The 25,059-nt window shown below is 62.2% G+C and carries 23 protein-coding genes; 11 read left to right on the plus strand and 12 right to left on the minus strand.

The annotated features are described in order from the left end of the window. Nucleotides 1-347: 347 nt before the first annotated feature. Nucleotides 348-1,223 carry a VOC family protein gene (locus BM438_RS30820; RefSeq protein ID WP_093642573.1) on the minus strand — a complete coding sequence of 292 codons (876 nt, stop codon included), beginning with the start codon at nt 1,221-1,223 and terminating at the stop codon, nt 348-350. A gap of 230 nt (nt 1,224-1,453) precedes the next feature. Then, complete coding sequence (locus BM438_RS30825) at nt 1,454-2,404, minus strand: LysR family transcriptional regulator (RefSeq protein ID WP_093642576.1); 951 nt, start codon at nt 2,402-2,404, stop codon at nt 1,454-1,456. Nucleotides 2,405-2,517: 113 nt separating this feature from the next. Here BM438_RS30825 and BM438_RS30830 point away from each other — a divergent pair, with 113 nt between their 5' ends. Together BM438_RS30830 and BM438_RS30835 are read left to right on the plus strand one after the other, a co-directional pair. Then, nucleotides 2,518-3,708 carry a M20 aminoacylase family protein gene (locus BM438_RS30830; protein WP_093642579.1) on the plus strand — a complete coding sequence of 397 codons (1,191 nt, stop codon included), beginning with the start codon at nt 2,518-2,520 and terminating at the stop codon, nt 3,706-3,708. 61 nt (nt 3,709-3,769) lie between these two features. Continuing rightward, the gene (locus BM438_RS30835) at nt 3,770-5,044 is read left to right on the plus strand and encodes an MFS transporter (protein ID WP_093642582.1); all 1,275 of its coding nucleotides are present in this window, start codon (nt 3,770-3,772) and stop codon (nt 5,042-5,044) included. A 72-nt stretch (nt 5,045-5,116) separates the two neighbouring features. On the opposite strand, the gene BM438_RS30840 is transcribed toward BM438_RS30835, so the two are convergent. Beyond that, the gene (locus BM438_RS30840) at nt 5,117-6,130 is read right to left on the minus strand and encodes a LysR family transcriptional regulator (protein WP_093642585.1); all 1,014 of its coding nucleotides are present in this window, start codon (nt 6,128-6,130) and stop codon (nt 5,117-5,119) included. A gap of 101 nt (nt 6,131-6,231) precedes the next feature. Between BM438_RS30840 and BM438_RS30845 the strand changes: the two genes are divergently transcribed. From BM438_RS30845 to BM438_RS30870, 6 genes are all read left to right on the plus strand, one after another. Next, a complete protein-coding gene (locus tag BM438_RS30845) occupies nt 6,232-7,308 on the plus strand; it encodes an ABC transporter ATP-binding protein (RefSeq protein ID WP_093642590.1) in 1,077 nt (358 codons plus the stop codon). Between the two features lie 78 nt (nt 7,309-7,386). Next, a complete protein-coding gene (locus BM438_RS30850) occupies nt 7,387-8,100 on the plus strand; it encodes an HAD-IA family hydrolase (RefSeq protein WP_054042905.1) in 714 nt (237 codons plus the stop codon). 4 nt (nt 8,101-8,104) lie between these two features. Beyond that, a complete protein-coding gene (locus BM438_RS30855) occupies nt 8,105-9,442 on the plus strand; it encodes an NAD(P)/FAD-dependent oxidoreductase (protein ID WP_093642593.1) in 1,338 nt (445 codons plus the stop codon). A 38-nt stretch (nt 9,443-9,480) separates the two neighbouring features. Beyond that, nucleotides 9,481-10,347, plus strand: coding sequence for an ABC transporter permease (locus tag BM438_RS30860; RefSeq protein WP_244179500.1), 867 nt, complete (start codon nt 9,481-9,483; stop codon nt 10,345-10,347). Next, complete coding sequence (locus tag BM438_RS30865) at nt 10,344-11,138, plus strand: ABC transporter permease (RefSeq protein ID WP_093642599.1); 795 nt, start codon at nt 10,344-10,346, stop codon at nt 11,136-11,138. The genes BM438_RS30860 and BM438_RS30865 overlap by 4 nt, the downstream gene beginning before the upstream one ends. Nucleotides 11,139-11,160: 22 nt before the next feature. Continuing rightward, nucleotides 11,161-12,588: an aldehyde dehydrogenase family protein gene (locus tag BM438_RS30870; RefSeq protein ID WP_093642602.1), complete on the plus strand. Its 1,428-nt coding sequence runs from the start codon at nt 11,161-11,163 to the stop codon at nt 12,586-12,588. A 60-nt stretch (nt 12,589-12,648) separates the two neighbouring features. Here the strand turns inward: BM438_RS30870 and BM438_RS30875 are convergent, their stop codons facing one another. Further along, complete coding sequence (locus BM438_RS30875; protein ID WP_093642605.1) at nt 12,649-14,346, minus strand: GMC family oxidoreductase; 1,698 nt, start codon at nt 14,344-14,346, stop codon at nt 12,649-12,651. Nucleotides 14,347-14,429: 83 nt separating this feature from the next. After that, a complete protein-coding gene (locus BM438_RS30880; RefSeq protein WP_093642607.1) occupies nt 14,430-15,488 on the minus strand; it encodes an ABC transporter substrate-binding protein in 1,059 nt (352 codons plus the stop codon). Nucleotides 15,489-15,848: 360 nt separating this feature from the next. Between BM438_RS30880 and BM438_RS30885 the strand changes: the two genes are divergently transcribed. Next, nucleotides 15,849-16,622 (plus strand): sulfite exporter TauE/SafE family protein, encoded by a 774-nt coding sequence (locus tag BM438_RS30885; RefSeq protein ID WP_054042915.1) that lies wholly within the window; start codon nt 15,849-15,851, stop codon nt 16,620-16,622. A 44-nt stretch (nt 16,623-16,666) separates the two neighbouring features. Continuing rightward, the gene (locus BM438_RS30890; RefSeq protein WP_093642613.1) at nt 16,667-17,440 is read left to right on the plus strand and encodes a transporter substrate-binding domain-containing protein; all 774 of its coding nucleotides are present in this window, start codon (nt 16,667-16,669) and stop codon (nt 17,438-17,440) included. A gap of 49 nt (nt 17,441-17,489) precedes the next feature. Here the strand turns inward: BM438_RS30890 and BM438_RS30895 are convergent, their stop codons facing one another. The 4 genes from BM438_RS30895 to BM438_RS30910 all read right to left on the minus strand — a co-directional run bounded on the left by BM438_RS30895 (nt 17,490) and on the right by BM438_RS30910 (nt 21,906). Then, complete coding sequence (locus tag BM438_RS30895) at nt 17,490-18,827, minus strand: NAD(P)/FAD-dependent oxidoreductase (RefSeq protein ID WP_093642616.1); 1,338 nt, start codon at nt 18,825-18,827, stop codon at nt 17,490-17,492. Between the two features lie 26 nt (nt 18,828-18,853). Beyond that, complete coding sequence (locus BM438_RS30900) at nt 18,854-19,660, minus strand: amino acid ABC transporter permease (RefSeq protein ID WP_093642619.1); 807 nt, start codon at nt 19,658-19,660, stop codon at nt 18,854-18,856. Nucleotides 19,661-19,724: 64 nt separating this feature from the next. Continuing rightward, the gene (locus tag BM438_RS30905; protein WP_093642622.1) at nt 19,725-20,543 is read right to left on the minus strand and encodes an ABC transporter substrate-binding protein; all 819 of its coding nucleotides are present in this window, start codon (nt 20,541-20,543) and stop codon (nt 19,725-19,727) included. Nucleotides 20,544-20,583: 40 nt separating this feature from the next. After that, nucleotides 20,584-21,906, minus strand: a complete 1,323-nt coding sequence (locus BM438_RS30910; RefSeq protein WP_093642625.1) for an NAD(P)/FAD-dependent oxidoreductase — start codon at nt 21,904-21,906, stop codon at nt 20,584-20,586. Between the two features lie 139 nt (nt 21,907-22,045). On the opposite strand from BM438_RS30910, the gene BM438_RS30915 reads away from it, so the two are divergent. After that, on the plus strand, nt 22,046-22,960 hold the full coding sequence (locus tag BM438_RS30915; RefSeq protein ID WP_093642628.1) for a LysR substrate-binding domain-containing protein: 915 nt from the start codon (nt 22,046-22,048) through the stop codon (nt 22,958-22,960). On the opposite strand, the gene BM438_RS30920 is transcribed toward BM438_RS30915, so the two are convergent. The 3 genes from BM438_RS30920 to BM438_RS30930 all read right to left on the minus strand — a co-directional run bounded on the left by BM438_RS30920 (nt 22,957) and on the right by BM438_RS30930 (nt 25,057). Then, nucleotides 22,957-23,808, minus strand: coding sequence for a hypothetical protein (locus tag BM438_RS30920; protein ID WP_341865795.1), 852 nt, complete (start codon nt 23,806-23,808; stop codon nt 22,957-22,959). The two genes, BM438_RS30915 and BM438_RS30920, sit on opposite strands and share 4 nt — an antisense overlap. Before the next feature lie 192 nt (nt 23,809-24,000). Continuing rightward, on the minus strand, nt 24,001-24,336 hold the full coding sequence (locus tag BM438_RS30925) for a YbjQ family protein (RefSeq protein WP_093642632.1): 336 nt from the start codon (nt 24,334-24,336) through the stop codon (nt 24,001-24,003). A gap of 181 nt (nt 24,337-24,517) precedes the next feature. Next, nucleotides 24,518-25,057, minus strand: a complete 540-nt coding sequence (locus BM438_RS30930; RefSeq protein WP_093642634.1) for a carboxymuconolactone decarboxylase family protein — start codon at nt 25,055-25,057, stop codon at nt 24,518-24,520. Nucleotides 25,058-25,059 lie beyond the last annotated feature (2 nt).

The following is a 25,059-nucleotide window of genomic DNA, read 5'->3' on the forward strand; positions in this document are numbered from 1 at the left end:
CGGGTAAGCTTATGCCGCCTCGAAGCGGACATTTGAACTTGGCTAAAAGCGGACATTACAACTTAGCCTCTACAACTTAATTGTTGATAATTTATATTATGTAAAATTATAAACGGCTGAGAACACTCTCGTCCACGCCTTTCCGTTTGCTCATCACCGATCACCAGATTGTTCGGTCGAACGCTGCACCTGATTCGCTGAGCCTATTTGGATCAGAACCAATTAAACCACTTGGGGTCGACGTCACGCTCGTTCATCCACGTTGATCGTCTCGATGCGTCGCTTGTCATTAATGCATTGGCCGCGCGACGTTTTGCTAGTCGCACCGACGAAGCTGGTCGCGCCGACTAGAACACGCCTCTGCGCGCGTCGCCACCCATGCGGTAGTTCCTGTTACTTTGATCCGGATTTCGATTCACCAGAGGTCGCGCATAGAGCGGATGACGCAGACTACGTACCTCATGCTCGAGCTTGAAGCAATGCGCGCCGCTCACGGGATCGATGACGTCGGCGAAGCGATATTGATGAGGCTCCTCGTCATAAACCAGCCCGCGCGCAGCGAGTCGTGCGTAGGGCTCGGAGAAGTTTGCGACATAGATCTGGATATGATGTCCATCGTATTCCAGGTTGGCAGCGGGCGTTTCTGAATAGATAAGCTGCTGATGCGTCCCGACCGCAATTGCCGTCTGCTGCGAACCGTTGTGGTCGCGGACCTCGACGAACGCATTGAATACCTCGCGGTAAAAAGCGGCAATCGACCCCGCGCAGCCAAGCGGCACATCAAGTTGCACATAAGCAATGCCGAGATCGATGCGCGACCATGGAGCGTTCGCCTGATCCGCATTCGGATCAAGGCAGTCGTACCGGTTTCCCCAAGGACAGGTGATCTCGACGCGGTCGGCCCGCTCGGTCCATCCGAACGCGGTTCGATCGAGTACGGGCCGAACTGCGCGCAGCCGTGCGACCAGCGATTCGCGCTTGCCCACGATCAGTGCCACGTGTCCGCGCAGTCGCTGCGCGTCGCCGTGCGGCAAGTGAATCTGTGAACGACCGATGTTGATCCACATATTGTTCGGGCCGGTCATCAGATAAGGATCTCGCGTGAGTCCAAGTCCGCTGACATAGAACGCAGTCGCGAGACTCTGGTCCGGTATCGTGAGGTTGATATGCTCGAGCAGCACCAGATTGCCTATGTCTTCATGTGCGTAGTCGGAAGGTTGCATCTGATCGCCTTCGAAGGTTTTTACAAGTGAAGCGACGCAAGGATTGGGAAAGCATCTGGATGGCCTGCGCGACCCATCGCTAAGTTTGACGTTACTCAGTACGAAAATGTAAGACTCCGCACTGAGCAACGCAACCGCACCGATAAACGCGAATCCGCTGATAAACGAGTCAGATGGATATCTTGAAGCAAAATTCGGGTGGAGAAGCCATAACACGTGTGTGCATAGCATTAGTCTTTCCCAGCCGCCGCCCACCCCCTCTGCATCGCCCCCACCAACTGCTTCCACAAAAACTCCGCCGCCGGCGACAAACGCCGGCCAACCCGGCGTATCACCTGGCTGCTGAAGTCGCGTGCAATCGGATGATCGATCTCAAGCGCAACAAGCTTGCCAGCGTCGAGATATTGCCGCGCGGCATCAGTCGACATGAAGGCGACCCCAAGCCCCGCTGCCGCAATCGCCTGCGCCGCGGCAAACATATCGCACCGGTAAGCCGGCGTCAGGCTGAGCCGCTCCGCGCGAATGATCGAGTCGACATACTGTTGAACGCCGAAACGCGGCGGCATGAAAATCAGGCGGGCATCGGCAAGCTGCTCGAAGCGGATACGCTGCAGTCCCGCCAACGGATGCCGCGGGCTCACGAACGCGCAGAACGGCGCGGCGCGAAATGTGCGCGAGCGTATCGCCGGGTCCCTCGCCCCGCCCGCGCATAGGCCAAGATCGACCTCGTCGTTGCGAACCATCGCGATGATTTCGGACGTCGCGCCCGTATGCAGATCGACGACGATATCCGGAAACTGCGCGCTAAACCGCTCGAGTACGATCGCCATCAGATTGCCGACAAACCCCTCGCCGCACCCAATGCCGATCCGTCCACGCCGCAGCCCCCGATAGTCCTCCAGTTGCACCAGCATCTCCGCGTCGCGGCGCCGGCTTTCACGAAAGTGATCGACGAGACTCAGGCCGATTTCCGTGAGCGTCACGCGCCGGCCCTGCCGCTCGAGCAGCGCCACGCCGTGCGCGCGCTCCAGCTGCGTCACCTGCCGGCTGATCACCGACGCATTGATGCCGAGCGCGTCCGCCGCCGCCCGCACGCCACCATGCACGGCGATTTTATGCAGATAGCGCAGGCTGCGCGGATTGAGGGCGCCTGTTTGAGGGATATCGGTGTCGGTTGACATGCTTTCTCGACTGTTGACATTCAAGTCAACATTATCGACCGAAAGACGTCATTGATCGCACGTTTTTGCAGCGAAATACTGACGCCTCGCTTTCTATATGCACGTCAATCCAAATGCCCAATACCCAGCACTTTTGCACGCTCGATGAAACCAGCGATCTGAACGATGAATTGCGCGGCATCCGCCACCGTTTGCACCAGCATCCTGAACTGGCTTACCAGGAGTTCCAGACATCGGATCTTGTCGCCGAAGCGCTCGAAAGTTGGGGTTACGAAGTCACGCGCGGTCTGGGCGGAACGGGCATGGTCGCATCGCTGAAGTCGGGAACGGGGTCGCGGGCCGTTGCGGTACGCGCCGATATGGACGCCCTGCCCATCACCGAGGCCACGGGCCTGCCCTATTCCAGCGTTCACCCGGGCAAGATGCACGCATGCGGTCACGACGGTCACACGACGATGGTTCTTGGTGCAGCGCGGCATCTGGCGCGCACGCGCCGCTTTGACGGAACCGTCCATCTCGTCTTCCAGCCCGCTGAGGAAGTCGGCTCGGATAGCGGCGCGCAACGCATGATCGCTGACGGACTGTTCGAGCGCTTCCCCTGCGAGGCCATTTTCGGCCTGCACAACCATCCCGGCGCACCGGCGGGCACGTTCATGTTCCGCAGCGGTCCGTTCATGGCCGCATGCGATACCGTCGACATCACGATCCACGGCCGCGGCGGTCACGCTGCCCGCCCCCATCTCGCCACCGATCCGCTCGTGATCGGCGCAGGACTCGTGACGGCGCTGCAAACCGTCGTGTCGCGCAACATCGATCCGATGCAGCCCGCCGTGGTCACGATCGGTGCGTTCAATGCGGGACACGCGCCCAATGTGATCCCCGAAACGGCGCGTCTTCAGTTGAGCGTGCGCTCGTTCGATCCCGAGGTGCGCAAGCTGCTCGAAGCACGCATCCGCGCGCTCGCCAACGCGCATGTGCAAGCGCACGGCGCCAGCGTCGAGATCGACTATGTGCCGGGTTACCCGGTGCTCGTCAACAGCACGCAGGAGACTGAATTCGCGCTACAGGTCGCGCGCGAACTGGTGGGCGACGAACGCGTGGTCGACGGCTTTGGTCCGATCGCGGGCAGCGAGGACTTCGCCTTTTACCTGCAAGAGAAGCCGGGCTGCTTCCTGCGCGTGGGTAATGGCAAGGACACGCCCATGCTGCACAACGCGAAGTACGACTTCAACGACGACAACCTGACCGTCGGCGCCGCATTCTGGACGCGGCTGGTCGAGCGGTTTCTTGCGTCGAAAGTCTAAGCGCCCATCAGAAAGCGCAGACGGATCCATCATAAATACACCTACGGTGAGGACCTAAACCATGTCAACCCAGCCTCTTACGTCGTCCGGCACGATTGCGGTTTCGCAGACCCGCATTGTCGTGGCGGCCGTCGTCGGCAATCTGCTCGAGTTCTTCGATTTCACGGTCTACAGCTTTTTCGCGCTGACCATCGCAAAGCTGTTCTTTCCGTCGCAGGATCCCGTCGTGTCGACATTGCTGGCATTGTCGGCGTTCGCAATCGGCTTCGTGGCGAGGCCCGTCGGCGGCTTCGTGCTCGGCCATTACGCGGACAAGCGCGGGCGCCGGGCCGCGCTCACGCTGACGATCTTCCTGATGGCAGTCGGCTCTGCGGCGATCGGTCTTGCGCCGACCTACGAGACGATCGGCATTGCCGCGCCCGCGTTGATCGTGGTGGCGCGCCTCGTGCAGGGTTTTGCGCAGGGCGGCGAGTTTGGCGCGGCCACCGCGACCCTGCTGGAAACAGGTTCTGCAAAAGGGCGTGGCTTTCGCGCAAGCTGGCAGCTGGCGAGCCAGGGCGCGGCCGCCCTGCTCGGCTCGGGTATGGCTGCGTTGCTCACCTATCATTTGACCGGTCCGCAGCTGCTCGATTGGGGATGGCGCGTTCCGTTTCTGGCCGGCACGCTGATCATGCCCGTGGGCGTGTATCTGCGCCGGCATATCGTGGACGATGAGCCCGTCAAAACGGAGCACTCGCGCTTCGAACCGGCCCTCGTGCGCAAATGGTTTTTGACGGTCTTCGCGATCATGGGCATGACAGTCGCGACCTACGTGCTGATGTACTACATCCCCACCTACTCGATTCAGTATCTGAAGATGCCGCCCAAGCTGTCGATGCTGGTCTCGATTGGCGCCGCCTGTGTCTCGCTGCTCATGTGCCCGATCTGGGGCGCGCTGTCGGACCGCATGGGCCGTAGAAAGCCGCTGACCGTGCTGGGACGCGTAGTGCTGATCGCGCTGCTATATCCCGCGTTCTGGCTGATGAACCAGTTTCCGACGCTGCCGGTCGTCACCGGCCTGATCGTCCTTCTGATGTTCTTCTACACGATGGGTTCGGCGCCCGCGTATGCGCTCATGCCGGAAAACTTCCCGAAACATGTGCGCGCAGGCTATCTGGCAAGCGCGTATGCCGTGGCGGTGTCGGTGTTCGGCGGCACGGCGCAGCTCGTCGTCGCGTGGCTTATCAAGGTGACGGGCAATACGATGGCGCCGGCCTGGTACATGATTGCGTGCGTCATCATTTCGCTCTGCGCCGTGACGATGCTCGAAGAAACCGGCGGACGCGATCTGGCCTGATTGTGTCGGGGAGTGCGGGCCTGGAAATCAGGGCCGGCTGGAACAACGAGGGGCGGACCTCCTGCCGCGCAATCAAGGCGTGGCTGCCTTAACCCTTCGCCCATCATCCTGGCCCGGCCCGATCACGAGCCCCGCCTCTGCCAGCAAACGCCGCAGTCCCAGCTTCGGATAATTGCGGTCGACAGCCCGCACATCGGCACGCGTCTCCTCGATGATCCAGTCCCGCACATCCGCTGCAACCGGCCGCAACGGCCGATTCTCCGGCCACACCAGACAGCAGCGCCGGTTCGTTACGATCAACTCCTCCTCCGCCGGCAGCAGCGCGCCCTCGAGAAGCCAATGCGACACCACATTGAGCCAGCCAAGCGCGACGCCCTGCCCCAACAGCGCCGCCTGCACAACGATCGCGTAGTCGTTGAAGCTCAGCATGCTCGCCACGTGCCGCCCGTGTGCCGCGAACGTGGCGAAGCGCTCATGCCAGCCGCGCTCGCCGTCGTCCATCACGATTACCGTGTCGCCGTGCTCACGGCCCGTCTGCGTCGCGGCTGTCTCGTGATAGCGCCGGTTGCATACCGGCAGTAGCGTCTCCGGCATCACCAGCACGCTGTTCTCGCCGATCTCGTCCTCGCGTAAAAAGCGCATGCCGAGATCGACATCGACGAGCGGCCCACCGATACGCCCCGAGATCAGCTGAAACCGCAAATCGACATTCGGAAACGCCTGGTTCAGCCGGCTCATGCGCGGCATCAGCCAGTGCGTAGTAAACGCGGTGGACACCGAGAGCGTGACGGACTCGACGCCCGTCGCACGCGCCTCGATCTCCCGTATCGCGCCTTCTATGCCATTGAAGCCTTCCGAGATCTTCCGGTAGAGGATCTTGCCGTTCTCGGTCAGCTCGATCCCACCCCGCACGCGCTCGAAAAGGCGCACGCCGAGATGGTCTTCCATGCGCGCCAGCATGCGGCTCACCGCGGGCTGACTCACATATAACTCCTGCGCCGCGCGCGTGAAGTTGCCGCAGCGCGCGGCAGCTTCGAACACGAACAGCGCATTGGCGCTCGGCAGTTTTTTGCGAAGGTTAGGCATGACCTGATGTTATGCCTTATCCAACAATTTGGGAATTGCCGTCAATAATGACGCGGCCTATATTTTCCCTAACGCAGGCCTCTACAGCGAGACAGGACGCAATGGACGCACGAGCGAAAACAGGTGTTTCGATCCGATCGGCAGCGAAACGTTATGGCCCGGTCGTGGCCCTCGACGACGTGTCGCTCGACATCGCCCCGGGCGAATTCGTCTCGCTGCTCGGTCCTTCGGGGTCAGGCAAGACCACCCTGCTCGGCATTCTCGGCGGCTTCGTGCAGCCGAGTTCGGGTGCGGTCTGGGTCGGTGAGCGCGACATTACATTTGCGCCGCCGCATAAACGGGACATCGGCATCGTCTTCCAGAACTACGCGCTCTTTCCGCACATGAGCGTCGGCGAGAACGTCGCGTTTCCGCTGCGCGCGCGCCGTCAGCCCAAAGCAACGTGGGCGAAGAAGGTCGCCGATGCGCTCGCCATGGTCGAACTCTCGGGCTACGAAAACCGCGGTATCGGTCAACTGTCCGGCGGCCAGCGCCAGCGCGTGGCGCTCGCCCGCGCGATGGTCTTCGAGCCCCAACTGATCCTGATGGACGAGCCGCTCTCCGCGCTCGACAAGCAACTGCGCGAAACCATGCAGATCGAGCTGCGGCGGCTGCATCGCAAGCTCGGCGCGACGATCGTCTATGTGACGCACGATCAGCGCGAGGCGCTCACCATGAGCGACCGTGTGGCCGTGCTGAAGAACGGCCGGCTCGTGCAGATCGACACGCCTGAGCGGCTCTACGACCGTCCGTGTGACGCGTTCGTGGCGAGCTTCATCGGTGAGGCGACGTTGCTCGCCGTGACGCGCGCCGGCGACGATGCCGTGCGCCTCGGCGATACGGTTCTGCGCACGGCGCACCCGCTGCCGCGCGGCGACAAGCTGCTGCTCGCGGTGCAAACCGAAAAACTCGTGATCGACGGCGGCGAGCGGCGCGACGGCGTGAATCGTCTGTCGTGCCACGTTACCGAAGTGCTGTACCAAGGCGAAAGCCTGCGCGTGTTCGCCACGCTCGCCGACGGCACTGCCATCAGCCTCAGGCAGCCCGGCGGCTACGACGCGCGCCGGCGCATCCCGGAACCGGGCGCGCCCATGAGCGTCGTTCTCGATCCACAGGACACGATCGTCGTGCCCGCCTGACTCCTCTCATTTTTTAGCCGCCCGCGCTTGGGGCACTCCCTCTCCCGTTTTCACAGCAAATTGCAAAAGGATGATTTCATGAAGCTCACCGATTTCAAGGTCCTGACGTTCGACGTCGTCGGCACACTCATCGACTTCGAGCGCGGCGTGCTCGCCTCCGTGCGGCGCCTCGGCGGCCCGGCAGCGAAGGACCTGACCGACGACCAGATCTTCGAGCCGTACATGCGCGGCCGTGCGACCCATCCGGGCCGCTCGAGCCATGAAATGGCCAACGTCTACCTGTCGCTGGCGAAGGAACTCGGTCTGCCCGACGACGCGCAATCGGCCGCCGCGTTCCAGCGCGACGTGCTCGAATGGCCCGCCTTCGCCGATTCGGTCGCCGCGCTCAAGCGTCTGCGGAAACACTTCCGCTTGGTTGCCATGACCAATGCGGACCGCGTCGCACTGTCGGCCTACGCACACACGCTTGGCGACCCGTTCGACGACACGGTCTGCTGTGACGAAACCGGCGTTGCCAAACCTGACCCGCAATTCTTCGCATACAACCGCGGCCGTCAGGCGGCATTCGGCTACAAGTTCGGCGAGATCCTGCACACCGCGCAAAGCCAGTACCACGACATCGGCGTCGCCACGGAACTCGGCTATGCGACCTGCTGGATCGAGCGCCGTCAGGGCAAGAAGGGCTTCGGCGCCACGCCGGTGCCCGAGGCCGTCACGACGCCGACCTTCACGTTCCCGACGCTCGCCGAGCTCGCGGACGCCGTCGAAGCCGAAGCGCGCCTCGCCGCCTGAGCCGATGCTCGCGCCGAAGGCACGCCCCTCGCCCCTGCCCGACTCGCTCTGGCAAGCGCTTGCTGCGGCATCGCCCGATGGGGGCGCGGCGGTCAGCACCGGCGCGCCGCTCGCGCGCGATCTCGACGTCGAAGTCGCGGTGATCGGCGCGGGCTACTCGGGCCTCGCCGCAGCCTATGCGCTGCAAAAACGCGGCGTCGGTTGCGCCGTCCTCGACGCGAACGTGGTCGGCTGGGCCGCGAGTGGGCGCAATGGCGGCGTCGTGTCGTCGAAATTCAGGCTGTCGTTTCCCACGATCGACCAGTTGCATGGCCTCGATACCGCGAAGCGTATGCACCGGCTCGCGCATGAAGGCGTGCGGGTGGTCGAATCGCTGGTCGACGAGTTCGGGCTCACGCAGGCCCGCTTCGAGCACACGGGCAGCCTGCGCTGCGCGCACACCGAGCGCGCGCTCGCGGCGATCTGCGCCGAAGCCGACTGGGTACGCGCGACGCTCGGTGATACATCGATGAGCGTGCAGTTGCGCGCCGAAGTCGAGCGCGAGACGGGGTCGAAGGGTTTTGTTGGCGGCGTGCTGAGCAAGGATGCCGGCACGATCCTGCCGCTCGAATACTTGCGCGGACTCGCGCGCGGCATGACGCTGCGCGGCGTGCCGATTTACGAATCGACACCGGTACTGCAGATGCATCGCGCGCCCGGCGATACGCACGTGACGTTGCGCACGCCAGGCGGTACGGTGCGTGCGAAGCAGGTGATCGTCGCGACCAATGCCTATTCGGATCTCACGCCGGCCACCTCGCCGTATCAACGCGAACTCGTGCCGTTCCGCAGCGCAATGATCGCCACCGAGCGCCTGCCCGCCGATCTCGACGCGCGCCTGATGGTCGAACGCCGCAGTTACACGGAAACGCGCCGCATGATGAAGTGGTTCCGCAAGGTCGACGGCCGCATGCTGTTCGGCGGCCGTGACGCGTTCGGCAAGGAAGGCCAGACGACCGGCTTCGATGGACTGCAGCGAGCGATGGTCGGGCTCTTTCCCGATCTCGCGGATGTACCCGTGGCGTATCGCTGGTCGGGCTATGTCGGCATGACGTTCAATTCGCTGCCGCATGTCGGGCGCAGCGACGATGCCACCACCTTCTGTCTGGGGTATAACGGAGCAGGCGTCGCAATGGCCAGCCTGCTCGGACAGCATGCCGCCGCGCTCGCCCTCGGCGAGACGCCCGAGCTTTCGTTGCTCGGCGCGCCGGGTCTGCGGCCCGTGCCTTTTCATTCGCTGCGCGCGCCGGGTGTGAGGCTCGTCGCCGCGTGGTATCAGTTTCTCGACGCCGTAGGTGCATGATGACGACCGCCAAACGGATGCTCCAAGGACACTCATTGATGCAGGCCACCGAGTCCGATCCTGCCGTGCGCTACCAGCGGCGCGAAGATCGCACGATGCTTCTTCTGATGGCGCCGGCGCTCCTCGTGATCGTCGTGCTGCTTGTCGTGCCGCTCGCCTGGTTGTCGTGGCAGTCCATCTATCACGACGGCTTCACGCTCGAGAACTATCGGCGCATGTTCTCAGGCGCTTACCTCGAAACCTTCCTGCTTACGTTCAAACTGAGCATCATCGTGACCGTCATCACGCTGGTGCTCGGCTATCCGGTGGCGTACTTCGCGGCCTCGGTGTCGCCGAAGCTGAGTGCGCTTGTGCTCGGCATGGTCATCCTGCCGTTCTGGACGAGCGTGCTCGTGCGCACTTACGCGTGGCTCGTGTTGCTGCAGCGCACGGGCCTCGTCAACAAGGCCTTGATCGCCTCGGGCCTGATCGACCGGCCTGTGCAACTCGCCTACAACCAGTTTGGCACGATCATCGCGATGGTTCATATCCTGTTGCCGTTCATGGTGCTGCCGCTCTATTCGGCCATGCAGAAGATTCCGCCGAATCTCTCGCAGGCGGGCGCGAGTCTGGGCGGCTCGCCGCTGCATGTGTTCATGCGCGTGTTCCTGCCGCTTTCAATGAGCGGTGTGTTCGCCGGCGTCACCCTCGTGTTCGTGCTGTGCCTCGGCTTCTACATCACGCCTGAGTTGATGGGCGGCGGCAAGTCGATCATGGTGTCGATGGTGGTGAGCCGCAACGTCGAGATCTACAACAGCTGGGGCGCGGCGAGCGCGGTGAGCGTCGTGCTGCTGATCTGCGTGTTCGCGATTTTCTACGCCGCGAGCCGTGTGGTGCCACTCGAAAAGACCCTGGGCGCGAAATGACAAAGCTCTCGTTCGGACGGATCGTCCTCGGTGCGGCGGTCGTGCTGATCCTCCTGTTCCTCATGGTGCCGGTGTTGATCGTCGTGCCGCTGTCGTTCTCCGACACGCGCTTCATGACCTTCCCCCCGCCCGCCTATTCGCTGCGCTGGTATCACTCCTTCTTCGACAACCCCGCGTGGATCGACGCCGCGCGCACTACGCTGACCGCCTCGGTCTGCGCCGCACTGCTCGCCACACCACTCGGCGTGTGCGCTGCCTACGCGATCCAGAACGGCACACATTGGATCATGCGCTATCTGCGCACGCTGCTGATGCTGCCGTTGATGGTGCCGATCATCATCGTCGCGGTGGGCGTGTTTTTCGTCTACTCGCAGGCCGGCTACGTGAATACGCTCGGCGGGCTGATTCTCGCGGATACGATGCTCGGGCTGCCGTATGTGCTGATCTCGGTCGGCGCTGACCTTCGCACCTTCGACCGCACCCAGGAAATGGTCGCCCGCAGCCTCGGCATGAATCGCTTTCGCAGCTTCATGGCGGTGACGCTGCCGCAGATCAAGGCAAGCGTTATTTCTGGCGCCGTGTTCGTGTTCATACAGGCCCTCGACGAAACGGTGGTCGCCCTGTTCGTGTCGGGCGGCTCGAACCAGACGCTGACGCGCCGCATGTTCGTCACGCTGCGTGACGAGATCGATCCGACCATTGCCGCGATCAGTACGATGCTCACGGCGCTGACGCTGTGCCTCGTGATGATCGTCGTGGTGAGCCGGCGCTCCGGCGCGGCGCGCGCCTGAACTCCACCTACACACCTATCACATGATCAATGCACTGAAGTTCTATATCGACGGCGCGTGGGTCGAGCCGTCGGGCACGGCACGCCTGCCGGTCATCGATCCCTGCACCGAAGAAGCGTTCGCCGAAGTGGCAATGGGCACACCCGCCGATATCGATCGCGCTGTCGCTGCGGCAAAACGCGCGTTCACGTTGTTCTCGCAGACCACACCCGCCGAGCGCCTCGCGCTGATCCGCCGCATTCTCGAGGTTTTTCTTGAACGTCACGACGAGATGGGCGACACGATCTCGCGCGAACTGGGCGCCCCGCGCGCGATGGCGCACGCATGGCAAGCAGGGATCGGACGGCGGCATCTAGACGAATTGATCCGCACGTGCGAAACGTTCGCGTGGCAACGCAATAAAGGCACCGCGCTCGTTAATCACGAACCGGTGGGTGTCGTCGCGCTCATCACGCCGTGGAACTGGCCGATCAATCAGATCGTCTGCAAGGCTGCGCCCGCGATTGCGGCCGGCTGCACGATGGTGTTGAAACCCAGCGAAGTCACGCCGCTTAACGCCCTGCTGTTCGCGGAGATTCTTGACGCCGCGGGCGTGCCGCCCGGTGTTTTCAATCTCGTGAACGGCGATGGACCGACCGTTGGTGCGGCGCTTGCAGCGCATCCCGATGTCGACATGGTGTCGTTCACCGGCTCGACGCGCGCGGGCATCGAGATCGCGAAGCTCGCGGCGCCGACCGTCAAGCGCGTACATCAGGAGCTGGGTGGCAAGTCGGCCAACATTCTGCTGGACGACGTCGACTTTGAAGCCGCCGTGACGGCGGGCGTCAACTCGTGCTTCAACAACAGCGGCCAGTCGTGCAATGCACCGACGCGCATGCTGGTGCCGGAGGCGCGCCATGACGAGGCGGTGGCGATTGCCCGGCGGGCGGCGGAAGCACATCGCGTCGGCCCCGCAGACCACGAGCGCACGACGATGGGGCCGGTTGTCAGCAGCGTGCAATTTGAGCGCGTGGAACGTTTGATCGCAGCCGGCATCGACGAGGGCGCGCAAGTCGTGGCCGGTGGCCTCGGCCGTCCGCACGGTCTCGAACGCGGCTATTACGTGCAACCGACTGTGTTCGCGAACGTGCGTCCGTCTATGACGATCGCGCGCGAAGAGATCTTCGGGCCCGTGCTCGCGATCATGCCGTATCGCGACGAAGATGATGCGATCGCGATTGCGAACGACAATCCCTTCGGCCTCGCGGCCTATGTGCAATGCGCCGATCACGAGCGCGCGAGGCGGGTAGCGTTCAGGTTGCGGGCGGGCAGCGTGTACCTGAACTACCCGTCGTGGGATGCCGGCTCGCCTTTCGGCGGCTACAAGCAGTCAGGCAATGGGCGCGAATACGCCGAGTGGGGGCTCGAGGCATTTCTTGAGGTGAAAGGCATCGTGGGGTATGGGGGCTGAGGGCAACTGAGCGTCGCGGCGGTCGACGGGCCGCCTTCCCTTTCTCGACCCAGCAAGTCCCTAGGCGCGGCCACGCAGCATATCCGCGATGCGCTCCGCGATCATGATGGTCGGGATATTCGTGTTGGCGCACGGTATTGACGGCATCAGCGACGCATCACACACATAAAGCCCGTTCACGCCATACACGGCGCCACGCGCATCGCACACAGCGAGCGGATCGTCGACGGCGCCAATCCGGCAGGTTCCCGACGGATGCCAGGTGCAGCCAACCGAGCGCGTGACGAATTGCGTCAAGGCACGGTCGTCCGCGAGCAGGTCGTTCAGCGTCACGCCCTGAGTGACCACGCGTCGCACCAGCCACGCGCGAAACGGACCCGCGATATCCAATAGCGCGCTCAGCGTGCCGCGTTGCAACGCATTCCACGCACCCGGCACGGCCACACTCGCGACACGCGGCGAATAGCTCGAAGGCAGAAGCGTTGCGCGATGCTTCGCCATCATCGGATCGGCCAGCGTTTCAGCACCGAAGCGCAGCGCGCCCTTCAGACGTTCGAGATCGCGAGCATCGGACAGCATGTTGAAATCGACTGCGGGCTCGCTATGCGGACTCGCTGAAGTGAGCGTCACCCGGCCGCGCGAGTAGGACTTGTTCACCCAGAAAAAGATCGTACCGAGCCGGTGGCCCACCGAATGCCAGCCCGAACGCGACAGGATCGCACCGTGCATGTCGCCGGGCACGGTACCGTGCATGCCTGACGAAAAGCGCACGATGGCCTGCTCGTGATGCTCGTCGGGAAACGGCGTGCGGGCGGCCCGCGGCAAAACCGCGGAAACAGCGATCGACGGATGCTCCATCAGATTGCCACCGACGCCGGCCCGGTCCGCGCGCACTTCGATACCGAGCGCGGCGAGCTCAGCGGCCGGGCCGATGCCGCTTCGCATCAGCAGCGCAGGGCTGTGGATCGCGCCGGCGCAGACGATGACATGCGCGGCGCGCAATTCTTCGCCCGCGTCATTCCTGCCATCCCTACCCTCGCTGCCGACGATGCGCGCACCGACTGCGCGCGTGCCATCGAACAGCACGCGCTCGACGAGCATTCCGGTGCGAATCTGGAGGTTCGGACGGGCACGCACGGTATCGTCGAGATAACAGACCGACGTCGGGATCCGCTCGCCGGCCTCGCTCACCGCGATCGATCCGATGAACGTACCGTCCTCCCACCCGCCGTTCTGATCGTCACGCCGCACGTGGCCGCGCGCTGCGAGCGTGGCGAGCACCGCGCGCACGAAGGGCGAAATGCGTGCCCAGTTCGTGCGCTGAATGCGAACCGGGCCGCTCTTGCCGTGCAGTTCGCCGTCGAAGTCGCAATCGGATTCGAGTTTGCGGAAGTACGGCAGGCAGGCGTTCCAGTTCCACCCGTGCGCGCCAAGCGCGTGCCATTCGTCGTAATCGGCGGGCGCGCCGCGATTCGCCATCAACGCATTGATTGCCGAACCACCGCCGAGCAGGCGCGCCTGTTCGTAGCGTCGTGTCGTTGCCGACATGCTCATGCGCGCCTTCAGGCGCTGCCAGATGTTCGCCGTGTCGAGATAGGCGCGACCAGGATACCGGCTGCGCACGGCAGCCGGCATGTCCGTCTGCGAGATATTGCGGCCGGCCTCGACGAGGCAGACGGTCTTGCCGGCGTCTTCGGACAGGCGCGCGGCGAGCACGCAGCCCGCCGAACCGCCACCGAGAATCAGATAGTCGATCACGTTCGATGAATACGCGGGCGTTGAAACCTGAGCAAAACGTGCGCGGGAGCCTGTGAGCCCGCGCGTCGACGTCAGCCTGCGCCTTACTGCATAAACTTGAGCCAGCGCGCCTTCGCCTGAATGCCGGCGTCCGAGGCCCACCACTCCTCCGACATGAGCGCCTGCTTCGCCGCGTTGTCCGGCGAGCTCGGCAGCTCGCTCGCGCGTTTCGCGTCGATCTTGCCGGTCTTGAAGGCCGCCGGATTGCCCGGGCCATAGTCGATATACAGCGGCAGATTCGCCTGCAATTCGGGCGAGACAGCGGCGTTGACGAATTTGATCGCGTCGGCCAGGTTCGGCGCGTTCTTCAGCACGCATAACTGGGTGTTCTGCAGAATGCCGTCGTTGAACGTGAAGTCGATATCGGGGTTGTCTTTACGCACGGCGCTTGCGCGGCCGTTCCAGATCATCGTCATGTCGACTTCGCCGTCGTGCAGCAATTGTGCCGACTGCCCGCCCGAGGTCCACCAGACGGTCACGTCCGGCTTGATCTGTTGAAGCTTTTTAAACGCACGATCGACGTCCAGCGGATAAAGCTTGTCGCGCGGCACGCCGTCTGCCAGAAGCGCGGCTTCGAGCACCGTCTGCGGATCGTTGCGCAACGCACGCGTACCTGGGAATCCCTTCACATTCCAGAAATCGGCCCAGCTCTGCGGCACTTTCTTCAACGACTTCTTGTTGTAGCCGATGACCGTCGAATAGAACTCATAGGCGACTGAATACGGCGTGCGATATTTCTCGGGCATCGCGGCCCCGTTCGGAATCTTCGAGAAATCCAGCTTCTCCAGCAGGCCTTCGTGGCCGCCGCGCAGGCAGTTGGACGTCGGCGTATCGACCACGTCCCAGATCGGCTTGCCGGTTGCGGCCTGCGCCTTGATCTGCGGCCACGCGTCCGGGATGCTGTCCTGGTTGACGGTAATGTTCAGCAGTTTCGCCGCAGGATCGAGGATCGCCTTGGTCTGCGCTTCCTGATACGTGCCGCCTTGAGAAACAAAGGTAATCTTCCCCGCAGCAAAAGCAGGCGTGAGACACGCAGGCACCAGACCCGCGACACCAAGAATCAGAACCGCCGCAAGCGGGCGCAACATGGGCTTCTTGATCACGACTTTGTCCTCGAAAGGGTTAAGCGAAAGAGATCGTAGATGTAATGCGCATTGAGCCCAATATAGTGAGTCTATTTAATGGCGACAACGCCGCAATTGTTGTGGTGCCCATGACATCACGTTATGGCAAGCAAGTCGCGCCACGCACAGGCAAGACATGCTGAACACTGTCTTTGATAGAGCATCCCGACTGTCTGCCACCACGGCTTGGACGACTGGGCGTTCGTCAAAAGTAAAAAACTCTCGTGATGCTGATGATCCAAAAGATTTCCTTTTTTTGATGCGGCGGAAGCGCTCTGATAAGAATAAATTCTGCCTCGGGATAACCCTGACACTGAGGGCCTTCTTGCGAGGTCCGACGTGCATCCCTACGAATATCCCTTTCTCTTCGTCGCCAGTCTGTGCGGCGGTGTGATCAACGCGATCGCGGGCGGCGGCAGTTTCATCACGCTGCCGGCACTGCTGTTCTTTAACGTACCGCCGACGGTTGCGAATGCGACCAGCGCCGTTGCCGCGTGGCCCGGCCTGATAACAGCCGCCTATGGTTATCGGCATCGCCTCTCCGGCGACTCCCGCCGGCTACTGCGCTATGCGGCAGCAAGTCTCGCCGGTGGCGTAACGGGCGGCGCACTCCTCCTCATGACACCGGCCGCAACGTTCACGCGTGCCATTCCCCTCCTGATGTTGCTGGCTACGCTGATGTTCCTGCTGGCGCCGCGCGTGGTGGCAGCGGCGCGCCGGTCCACGGATGTGGCGGCGGCCTCTGGCGGGAAAGCCACGCGGCTTCATACGACGATCCAATTCTTCGCGAGCCTGATGGTCGGCTACTTCAATGCAGGCAGCGGGATCATCGTCATGGCAGGCCTGAGCATGTCGGGTATGCGCGAGACGCAACTGCTGAACGGTTTCAAGAACCTACTGGGCGCGGTGGCGGCGGGTGCGTCGATCGCAGCGCTCGCGGTGGGCGGGCAGGTCGCGTGGGCTTCGGCCGCGCTGATGATGGCCGGTTCGCTGATCGGCGGCCTGTGGGGCGCGCGTGTTGCCCAGCGCATCGACGCAAACCTGCTGCGTGTGTTGATTCTGATCTTCAGCTTTGTGATGACCGGATATTTTTTCTGGAAATTCTGGCTGTGATAATCCTTCTGATCTTTTCAATTGATTCTTGACGGAGTTGGACTATGAAATTCGTTGTCGCGTTGACCTTGCTGCTCGCGCAGTCTTTTGCATTTGCACAGACGCCGCCGCCGTCTACGCTCGCGCGTGTCACGCAGAGCGGCATTCTGCGGGTGTGCACGCCGGGCGATTACAAGCCGTTCAGCTTCCAGCGCGCACCGGGTGAATTCGAAGGACTTGACGTTGATCTGATGGGATCGCTCGCCACGGCTCTCAACGCGAAACCGCAATTCGTCAAGACCACCTGGGCGAACCTATTGCCGGATTTCGTCGCAGGTAAATGCGACATCGCGGCAGGCGGCATTTCAGTTTCGCTTGAGCGGCAGAAACAGGCCTACTTCAGCACGCCGTATATGGTCAACGGCAAAACGCCGCTTACACGCTGCGAAAACGTCGCCAAATATCAGTCCATCGAAGCGATCGACCAACCGTCCGTCCGCGTGATCGCGAATCCGGGCGGCAGCAACGAAAAGTTCGCCAGGACGAAACTGAGTCACGCCCAATTGACCATGCACTCGGACAACCTCACGATCTTCGATGAGATCATCAAGGGACACGCGGACGTCTTCGTTACCGAAGCTGCGGAGGCAATCGTGCAGAGCAAGGCGCATCCCGAGTTATGTGCCGTCAATCCCGACAAGCCGCTGCAATATGCCGAGATGGGCTACCTGCTGCCGAACGGCGACGACGTGTTCAAACACTTTGTCGACCAGTGGCTGCATCTGAGGCAGGCGAATGGCGAGTATGCGCAAATGAGCGCGAAGTGGCTCGGCAAATAATCGCCACTCTTTGCACGGATAGCTCCGTAGAAAGCGTAGGAAAACCACCTTAGAAGCCCGCGTCGATCACAATCTTGGTTCCGTCGCTGAACCGGTTGAGGCGGAACGCATGCGGGTCGACAAGCGGTGTGTCGTTCGTCACCAGATCCGCCATCAGCTTTCCGGCCGCCGGGCCGATGCCGAATCCATGCCCCGAAAAGCCGGTGCCGATAAAGAGGCCCGGCACGGTATCGACACCGGAGATCACTGGAATCGCGTCCGGCGTCACATCCATGTAGCCCGCCCAGCGCTGCGCGATTCGCGCGTGCGCCAGATGCGGGAAGACCTTGATGAACTCGCGCAAACCTGCGTCGGTGTAACGGGTGATCGGTTCGGGATCGAGCGTGCGGACCGCTTCGAACGCTGTGGGACGGTCAAGCGCCCAATGACGCGGACGGCGCAATTCATCGAAGAAACGAGCACCGATGCCGATGCGCAAAGCGCCCAGCTGGCTCTTCAACGCTTCGACATATTTGAAGAACAGACGAAAGGAATCGGGCGTGAGATCGCTGTAGGTGCGGAAGCCAAAAGCGACCGTATAGCCGCCGTCGGCGCGCTTGCGAAACGCGAATTTCTTGTTACTCGCGCTACAGGTCGGGCCACCGTCGAGCGGCTCGGTGCGAAGCACGGAGGCTTTTACCAGCAGTTGCGGTACGTCGACATCCAGATTGCCGCAGAACAACCGCGACCACGCGCCACCCGCGACCACGACGCTGTTGCAACGAATCGCGCCGTGCTCGGTGACGACCGCACTGACGCGCCCTGCGCTTGTTTCGATGCCACGGGCGGCGCATGGCGTCAGAATCTTGACGCCGCGTTTGCGCAACGCATTGGCGATTGCCGGTGCCGCCTTTTGCGGTTCGGCGCGACCGTCGCCGGATGTGTAGAGTCCGCCTTTGAACGCTTTCGTCGCGCCGGGCAACAGTTCAGCAACGGCACGCCCGTCCACCACGCGCGTGTCGAATGTATCGCCCGCTACGTGGCGCGCCTTGTCGAGCCATACGTGATGACTGTCCATCACGGCGTCTTCGTCGGTCATGTAGAGGATGCCGCATTGGTTGAAGCCGGTGTCGATGCCGAGCGTCGCATCCATTTTCCGCCACAGCTTCAGGCTTTCGATGCTCAACGTGAACTCGCGCATGTCGCGATGCGTGACGCGCACCCACCCCCAGTTGCGACTCGATTGCTCGCCCGCAATATGGCCTTTCTCACATAGCGCGACCTGCAATCCTTTCTCGCTCAGATAAAGGGCCGTGCTCACGCCGATAATGCCGCCGCCGATGACGACGACATCGACTTGCGCGGGCAAGGTGGTGTCGTCAGCGACCGTTTCTACTTTGGGTCCCATTGTGGCTGGTGTCCTGCCTGTGAAGACTAGTTATGTTGATCGGCGATGCCGGCCCTGACCGGCACAGTCGAACTGGCCGAAGCCTGCACCTTGCGCTGCCGGCGTGACAATCGTGTGCTGGAATTGCCGCGCGCCGGATTCGCATGACGGTTGGTCCAGCGGTCGATGTGATTGATCGCGTGCGTGAGCGGCACGGTCACAAGCAGATACACCGCACCCGCGGCCACCAGCGGCGACAGGTTCGCGGTATTCACCGACGTGTTCTGGCCGATCGTAAACAGATCGCGTTGCGAAGTCAGCAGGCCGAGAAAATAGACCAGACTCGAATCCTTGACGATCGAAATGAACTGGTTCGCAAGCGCCGGCAAGATACGCCGCACGCCTTGCGGCACGATCACGTGGCGCATGCTGCTCCAGTATGTCATGCCGAGCGCCTGACACGCGGACAGTTGTCCGCGTCCCACGCTTTGAATGCCGGAACGAAAAATCTCCGCGATATACGCGGACGAGATCAGCCCAAGTGCCACGATCGCAAGCGGATACGGATTGGGTCCGAAGATCGCGAGCCCCACGGGCGCGAGTCCCTGGCCGACCAGCAGGATCACGAGCGCGGCCGGCAGCCCGCGAAACACGTCGATGAACACCTGTGCGGGCAGCATCAACCAGCGCGTATGCGACACCGTCATCAACGCGAGCATCATGCCCGCGACGATCCCCAACACGGTCGAAAACACCGATAGCACCAGCGTGTTGACGAGGCCCGTGCACAGCAACGACGGTATCGACGAGATCAGCAACGGCCAGTCGAGAAAGTTCTGCAAGAAAGCATTCATGGTGCGCTCCCTGTTGAGCGTCGGCGGCGGGTTCAGCCGCCGGTCCGCAGTCGGCCGAACTCAATCAGTTATCGGTCTTCATCGCGTACGGCGGCAGGCTCGCGGGCTTCGAATAACCCGGGTGGAACTGCAGGTACAGCTTAAGCCAGGTGCCGTCCGCGACCAGTTCGCCGATGCACTTGTTCAGCGCCGCCTCGAGCTTGGCGTTGCCCTTGTGCACCGGGAAACCGGCAGGCAGGTTGACGGCGGAGATGTCGAGCTTGTCCGCGATGTCCATTTGCGGATACTTGCCCTGCAAGCCCTCCACGAGCGTTTTATCCACGAAGTAGCCATCGATGTATTTCGAGCGCATCGCGAGGAATCCCGCGTTCAGGTTCGGAAAGCGCACGATCTGCGCACCCGGCAGGTAGCTGTCCGAATACGTGTCCTCAATGGTGCCCTGCACGACGCCGATCCGTTTGCCCTTCACCGATGACGGATCGCTCGTGATCGTGCTGTCGGGCAAGGTTGCTACGCTCAGAAGACCCGTCAGATAGCCCTCTGAGAAATCGACCATCTTCAGGCGTTCCTTCGTGATCGAAATCGACCCGGCGGCCAGATCGATCTGCTGGTTCGCGACGCTCGGCAGCAGTCCGCTGAAATCCTGCGCGCGGAACTCGGCGCTCAGACCGAGCTTCGCCGCGACGGCGCGCAGCAGTTCGACGTCGAAGCCCGTCATCTTGCCGTTGTCGATATACGAATACGGCTTGTTGTTCGCATCCACGCCGGCGACCAGCTTGCCGGGCGTCAGCGTGCCGATGTCGTCGGCACGGGCGTTGCCGTGCAACGCGAGCGATAAAGGCACGACAACCGCAAAGAGGCTGAGAAGATGGCGAAAACGCATGATGTTTGCTCCGTCGAAAGGACCTGCGATGGGAAGTCTGTCAAGAAAGCGCGGCGCGCGCGCGGCCGCTCCAGAAATCGTCGAACGCGTAGAGCGCCGTGCCGACCGGCACGCTCAGGCGGCTCGCCATGCCGGCCGGGCTGACCGGAAACGTGCCCTCACCGAACGCGCCCGCCTGTGCATCGAGTCCGAGCATGGATCTCGCGACTCGCGAGCCCAGATAGCTCATCAGCGCGACACCGTTGCCGTTGCAGCCGAGCGCGTAGTGAATGCCGTCCTGTTCACCGATATGCGCGAGCTTGTCGCCCGTCATCGCGACGTAGCCCTTCCACGCGTGCGTGATGCGCACGTCGCGCAGTGCGGGCCACAACTCGATCATCTTCGCGTGCAGCATCCTCGCCGCTTCACGCTCGCTCACCTCGCGGATAGCAGGGCGCGAGCCGAACAGCATTCGCGTGCCATCGGGCGATGGCCTCGTGTAGAACAGATTGCGCTTCGAATCGCTGATCATGCGCCGCCCCGGATTCAGCACGGCCATCAGCCCGGGCGGCAGCGGCTCCGTCGCGATCTGGTAACTCGCGACCGGCAGCACTCGCCGCGCGAAGAACGGCAGCAGCCGTCCGGTGTAGCCGTTGGTCGCGACCAGCACATGCTTCGTGTCGATTTTGCCTCGCGTTGCGTGAACCCGAAAACCCGCGCCATTGCGTTCGATTCGTTCCACGCCCGCATGTGAATGCAAAGTCGCACCGCAACGCCGCGCGAGATCGCGCAGCGCGCGATGATATTTCGCCGTATGCAAACCGCCGTATTCATCGACGAGAATCCCGCCGTAGTAGTAATCGGAGCCGATCACCGTGTGCTGCTCCGCGCGCGGCACGACGTGCACCGTCACGCCGGTCTTGTCGCGCAACAGATCGCCCTGGCGCCGCAAACGATCAAAGTGGCGCGGCGTGAATGCGCCGAAGAAACGCCCCGTGATCTGCAGATCGGCGTCGAGCGACTCCTCGGCGACAAGGCGCTTCAGGTAATCGAAGCTCGCCATCGACTCGCGCATCAGCCGTCCCAGCCGCTCTGCCGATACGCCACGAATCGCATTGGTCAGCGCGAGTTTCTGTCCGCTCGACACCATGCCGCCGCTGCGCGTGCTGCCGCCCGCCCCGATCTCCGCAGCGTCGAGCACGGCGACGCTGGCGCCGAGGCGCGCCGCTTCCACAGCCGCCGACAAGCCGCAATAGCCGCTGCCGACGATCACCACGTCGACGCCGGACGGCAACGCGTCACGGGCCGTTTCGGGCGGCGCGGCGTCCCACCAGTACGGGGCCACGCGAAAATCGTCGTGAAGCAGCAGGGCATCGGAGCGCATCGTCTATGGCCGGTAAGAAGATGCAAGCCAGTCTAGGATTTCGTCGACCATCCGGTCAAATACGACCAAAAACGTCCGCCATTCAAATTTGATATGGCAAGCTGGGAGCCGGATTAACGAAGGCAGACGAGGCAAAACGATGAATCAGCGGCAGATCGATGCGTTCAGGCTGGTCATGTTGCGCGGCTCGATGACCGCCGCCGCCGAGGAGCTTGGCACGTCGCAGCCAAGCGTCAGCCGGTTGATTGCGGAACTGGAAGCTTCGACGGGATTGGCGCTGTTCACGCGCAACGGCGGACGGATTCAGGCCACGGATGCGGGGAGCGCGTTTTATCGCGAAGTGGACCGGAGTTTTGTGGGTATCGAGAAACTGGCGCATTCCGCGCGTGAAATCCGCCAGTTCGGCAGTGGCCGTCTAAGGCTTGTCGCGGCGCCGGTGCTGGCGTTGTCGTTCATCCCGATGGTGATCGAGCGTTTTCTCGCCGTCTATCCACGCATCGCGATATCGCTGGAAATGCGCAGTGAAGGCACGATCCAGCGTTGGGCGTCGTCGGCCTATTGCGATATCGGCTTTGCTACGACTACGCCCGAGGCGTTCGGTGTGACGAGCGCCGAGTTATACCGGCTACCCGGCGTGTGTGCGCTACCGGCCGGGCATCCGCTGACCGCGCGCAAACGTATCCATGCACGCGATCTGCGTAACGAAAGGTTGATTCTGGCTTCGTATGCGGACGACACGCGGTCGTCGCTGGATCGCGTGTTGCGTCAGGCGGAAGTCAATCAGGTGCCGACTATCGAAACGCCATACGGCGCGACGATTTGCGCGATGGTGTCGCGCGGGCTGGGAATCGGCATCGTGAATCCGCTCGCGACTATCGATGCCAATCCCACGAAGATCCAGTTTCGGCCGTTTTCACCGGACGTCATGTTTCGGGGGTTCACCGTATGTCCGCAGCTGCAGTACACCAATCCAATCGTTGATAGTTTTCTTAAGATGGCCGGCGACACGATGATGCTTGAAGCAAAGCACGCCTCCAAGCCCGCACGACATTAGCTCATCCAGTACTTGCCCGGGATCCGGCGATCTTCTTCGGAAAGATACGGATTGTCGAGAACGAAGACCTTGCGGCTCGCGAGGTTGGAACGCAGCAGCCCGTCCTGAATGTAGGGATGCGAGTTGAACAGCCGCATGAACGATCCGTCGAGATAGGCCTTCTCCAGCCCCCTGTTAATGGTCTGGGCGAGGCTTGCGTGCTTCGTGGAGACGTAGAAAATAAAGTCCGACCGGTATTTCAGAAGCAGGTGCTTCTCGACAACCAGATCCCGATCTCTGTGCCGCGGCTCGTCCAGTTCCGCGAAAGCTTCAATAGCACCGCGCGGAAAATAGTCCAGCCGGCCACCCTGGACCATGTCGAACACCGTCTCATAGGGAACCGTCTCTATGTTCAGACCGGCTGCTCTCATGATCTTTGTATCGATCCAGCCAAGCCCCTGACCGCCCGTCAATGCCTTCAGATCGTCCAGGTTCCTCACCCTGTCGAAATCAGCCTGACGATCTTTTCGTATGACAAAAATCCGGTGGCCGATCAGCCCGCGATTGATAGGAATCCGTACCACGTTCAAGCCGCGTTCCGCCTCGGCGTCCGTACTCGTCCAGAGCAGATTGATGGCGTTGCTCCCGCCCGCCAGTTCTGCCAGCGCACGCCCCCGTTCCATCAGGACGTCAGCCTGCCGCGCCACGTAATCGGCGCCGGCCGCTTTCATTGCGAGGTCGAGCACCGCCAGGGGGAAGATCGCACGTGCCCAATCTTCGGGGCGGTAGTGCGGGTATACGATAGCGAATGGGTCTACGGATGCTGCATGCGCACGGAGCGTCACGCCTGCCGCACTCAGTGCAGCCAATACAAAACGCCTGCGATGCATAGTTATATTCGACACATGTGCGATTCGCCACTACTGGCGCGGATCGCCCAGAATCACGCCCGGTCAAAAAACCATCGTGCCACGATTCATGCAGGCATACAAACCCATTTCACTCGCAAAGCATTACATGACCATGTGGTCATGTTCTCAGCGCTGATCGGCACAGGCTCTTCAAGCCAGCAACGTCGCGCGGACCGCCGTCCCGTAACACAGCACCTCCGTAATGCCCCTCGCTATCTCGGTTGCGTCGTACCGCATACCGATGATGCCGTTTGCGCCCAGGTCCGCGGCCTGGGCAATCATGCGGTCGTATGCATCCTGCCGCGCTCGCTCACACAGCGACGTGTAAAGCGTGATGTTGCCTCCGAAAATTGTCTGCAGCGATGCGCCAAGTGCGCCAACGATGGACCGGGACCGAACGATGATCCCGCGAGTGACGCCGAATGAGCGCTCTATCCTGTGGCCCGGAAGGTCAAACGCTGTCGTCACCATGTGTCGTTCTATCATCGTCTTCTCCGTGCTTAATTGATCGCTTGCAGTTCATCGGGATTGCTTTCAAGGCTCTTCATTGTAGTCAGGCACCTGGCTGACATGCCGGGATCGCTGACTGGATAGATACAGGTAACGCTCCAGTCAGCCGGGCAATGCGGGCATCTCATGAACACCGTGCGTTGCCCGGCTGCAACCATCATGCAGTAAGTTGCGGCGCAGCAGGGAAATCCACCGGCACATGAGTCGTGGAGTGCAGGTAGTTAGTGACGGTTTTGTCGCCGATCACGACGATCGTGTCGACCAGATTGGCCTTGGTCCAGCCCGCAGCGAAGAACGCATCCACAAGCGCCTGATCGGCGTGCCCGCGGTTGACCGTGATGTTCTTCACCAGGCGCGCGAGCGCGTCGAACTTCGCGTCGAAACTTGCCTTGCCACTGCGGATTTCGAGAATCTGTTCGTCGGTGAAGCCGTTCATCTTGCCGATCATCGTGTGGGCGGCCAGACAGTACTCACAGCCGTTGACCTGGCTCACGACGAGGTTCACGATTTCTCGCGCCTTGCCGGTGATGCTGCTCTTCGCGTTCTGGAACGCGAGGTAGCTGCCGAGCGCATGCTCCGAATGGGCCAGCGTCGCGTACAGGTTGGGCACTGTGCCGAGACTGCTCTTGAGCTTGTCGAAGATAGCCTGGTTAGCCGGGGAAACTTCGTCGCGTGTCGGGACGTTGATGGTGGTCATGG

Source organism: Paraburkholderia aspalathi (assembly GCF_900116445.1).
GTDB lineage: Bacteria > Pseudomonadota > Gammaproteobacteria > Burkholderiales > Burkholderiaceae > Paraburkholderia > Paraburkholderia aspalathi.

Coding starts and splice junctions, on each gene's coding strand:
- BM438_RS30865 (WP_093642599.1), top strand. CDS start 10,344: ATGACAAAGCTCTCGTTCGGACGGATCGTCCTCGGTGCGGCGGTCGTG.
- BM438_RS30845 (WP_093642590.1), top strand. CDS start 6,232: ATGGACGCACGAGCGAAAACAGGTGTTTCGATCCGATCGGCAGCGAAA.
- BM438_RS30840 (WP_093642585.1), bottom strand. CDS start 6,130: ATGCCTAACCTTCGCAAAAAACTGCCGAGCGCCAATGCGCTGTTCGTG.
- BM438_RS30905 (WP_093642622.1), bottom strand. CDS start 20,543: ATGCGTTTTCGCCATCTTCTCAGCCTCTTTGCGGTTGTCGTGCCTTTA.
- BM438_RS30890 (WP_093642613.1), top strand. CDS start 16,667: ATGAAATTCGTTGTCGCGTTGACCTTGCTGCTCGCGCAGTCTTTTGCA.
- BM438_RS30835 (WP_093642582.1), top strand. CDS start 3,770: ATGTCAACCCAGCCTCTTACGTCGTCCGGCACGATTGCGGTTTCGCAG.
- BM438_RS30915 (WP_093642628.1), top strand. CDS start 22,046: ATGAATCAGCGGCAGATCGATGCGTTCAGGCTGGTCATGTTGCGCGGC.
- BM438_RS30900 (WP_093642619.1), bottom strand. CDS start 19,660: ATGAATGCTTTCTTGCAGAACTTTCTCGACTGGCCGTTGCTGATCTCG.
- BM438_RS30855 (WP_093642593.1), top strand. CDS start 8,105: ATGCTCGCGCCGAAGGCACGCCCCTCGCCCCTGCCCGACTCGCTCTGG.
- BM438_RS30860 (WP_244179500.1), top strand. CDS start 9,481: ATGCAGGCCACCGAGTCCGATCCTGCCGTGCGCTACCAGCGGCGCGAA.
- BM438_RS30825 (WP_093642576.1), bottom strand. CDS start 2,404: ATGTCAACCGACACCGATATCCCTCAAACAGGCGCCCTCAATCCGCGC.
- BM438_RS30925 (WP_093642632.1), bottom strand. CDS start 24,336: ATGATAGAACGACACATGGTGACGACAGCGTTTGACCTTCCGGGCCAC.
- BM438_RS30830 (WP_093642579.1), top strand. CDS start 2,518: ATGCCCAATACCCAGCACTTTTGCACGCTCGATGAAACCAGCGATCTG.
- BM438_RS30820 (WP_093642573.1), bottom strand. CDS start 1,223: ATGCAACCTTCCGACTACGCACATGAAGACATAGGCAATCTGGTGCTG.
- BM438_RS30930 (WP_093642634.1), bottom strand. CDS start 25,057: ATGACCACCATCAACGTCCCGACACGCGACGAAGTTTCCCCGGCTAAC.
- BM438_RS30895 (WP_093642616.1), bottom strand. CDS start 18,827: ATGGGACCCAAAGTAGAAACGGTCGCTGACGACACCACCTTGCCCGCG.
- BM438_RS30910 (WP_093642625.1), bottom strand. CDS start 21,906: ATGCGCTCCGATGCCCTGCTGCTTCACGACGATTTTCGCGTGGCCCCG.
- BM438_RS30870 (WP_093642602.1), top strand. CDS start 11,161: ATGATCAATGCACTGAAGTTCTATATCGACGGCGCGTGGGTCGAGCCG.
- BM438_RS30850 (WP_054042905.1), top strand. CDS start 7,387: ATGAAGCTCACCGATTTCAAGGTCCTGACGTTCGACGTCGTCGGCACA.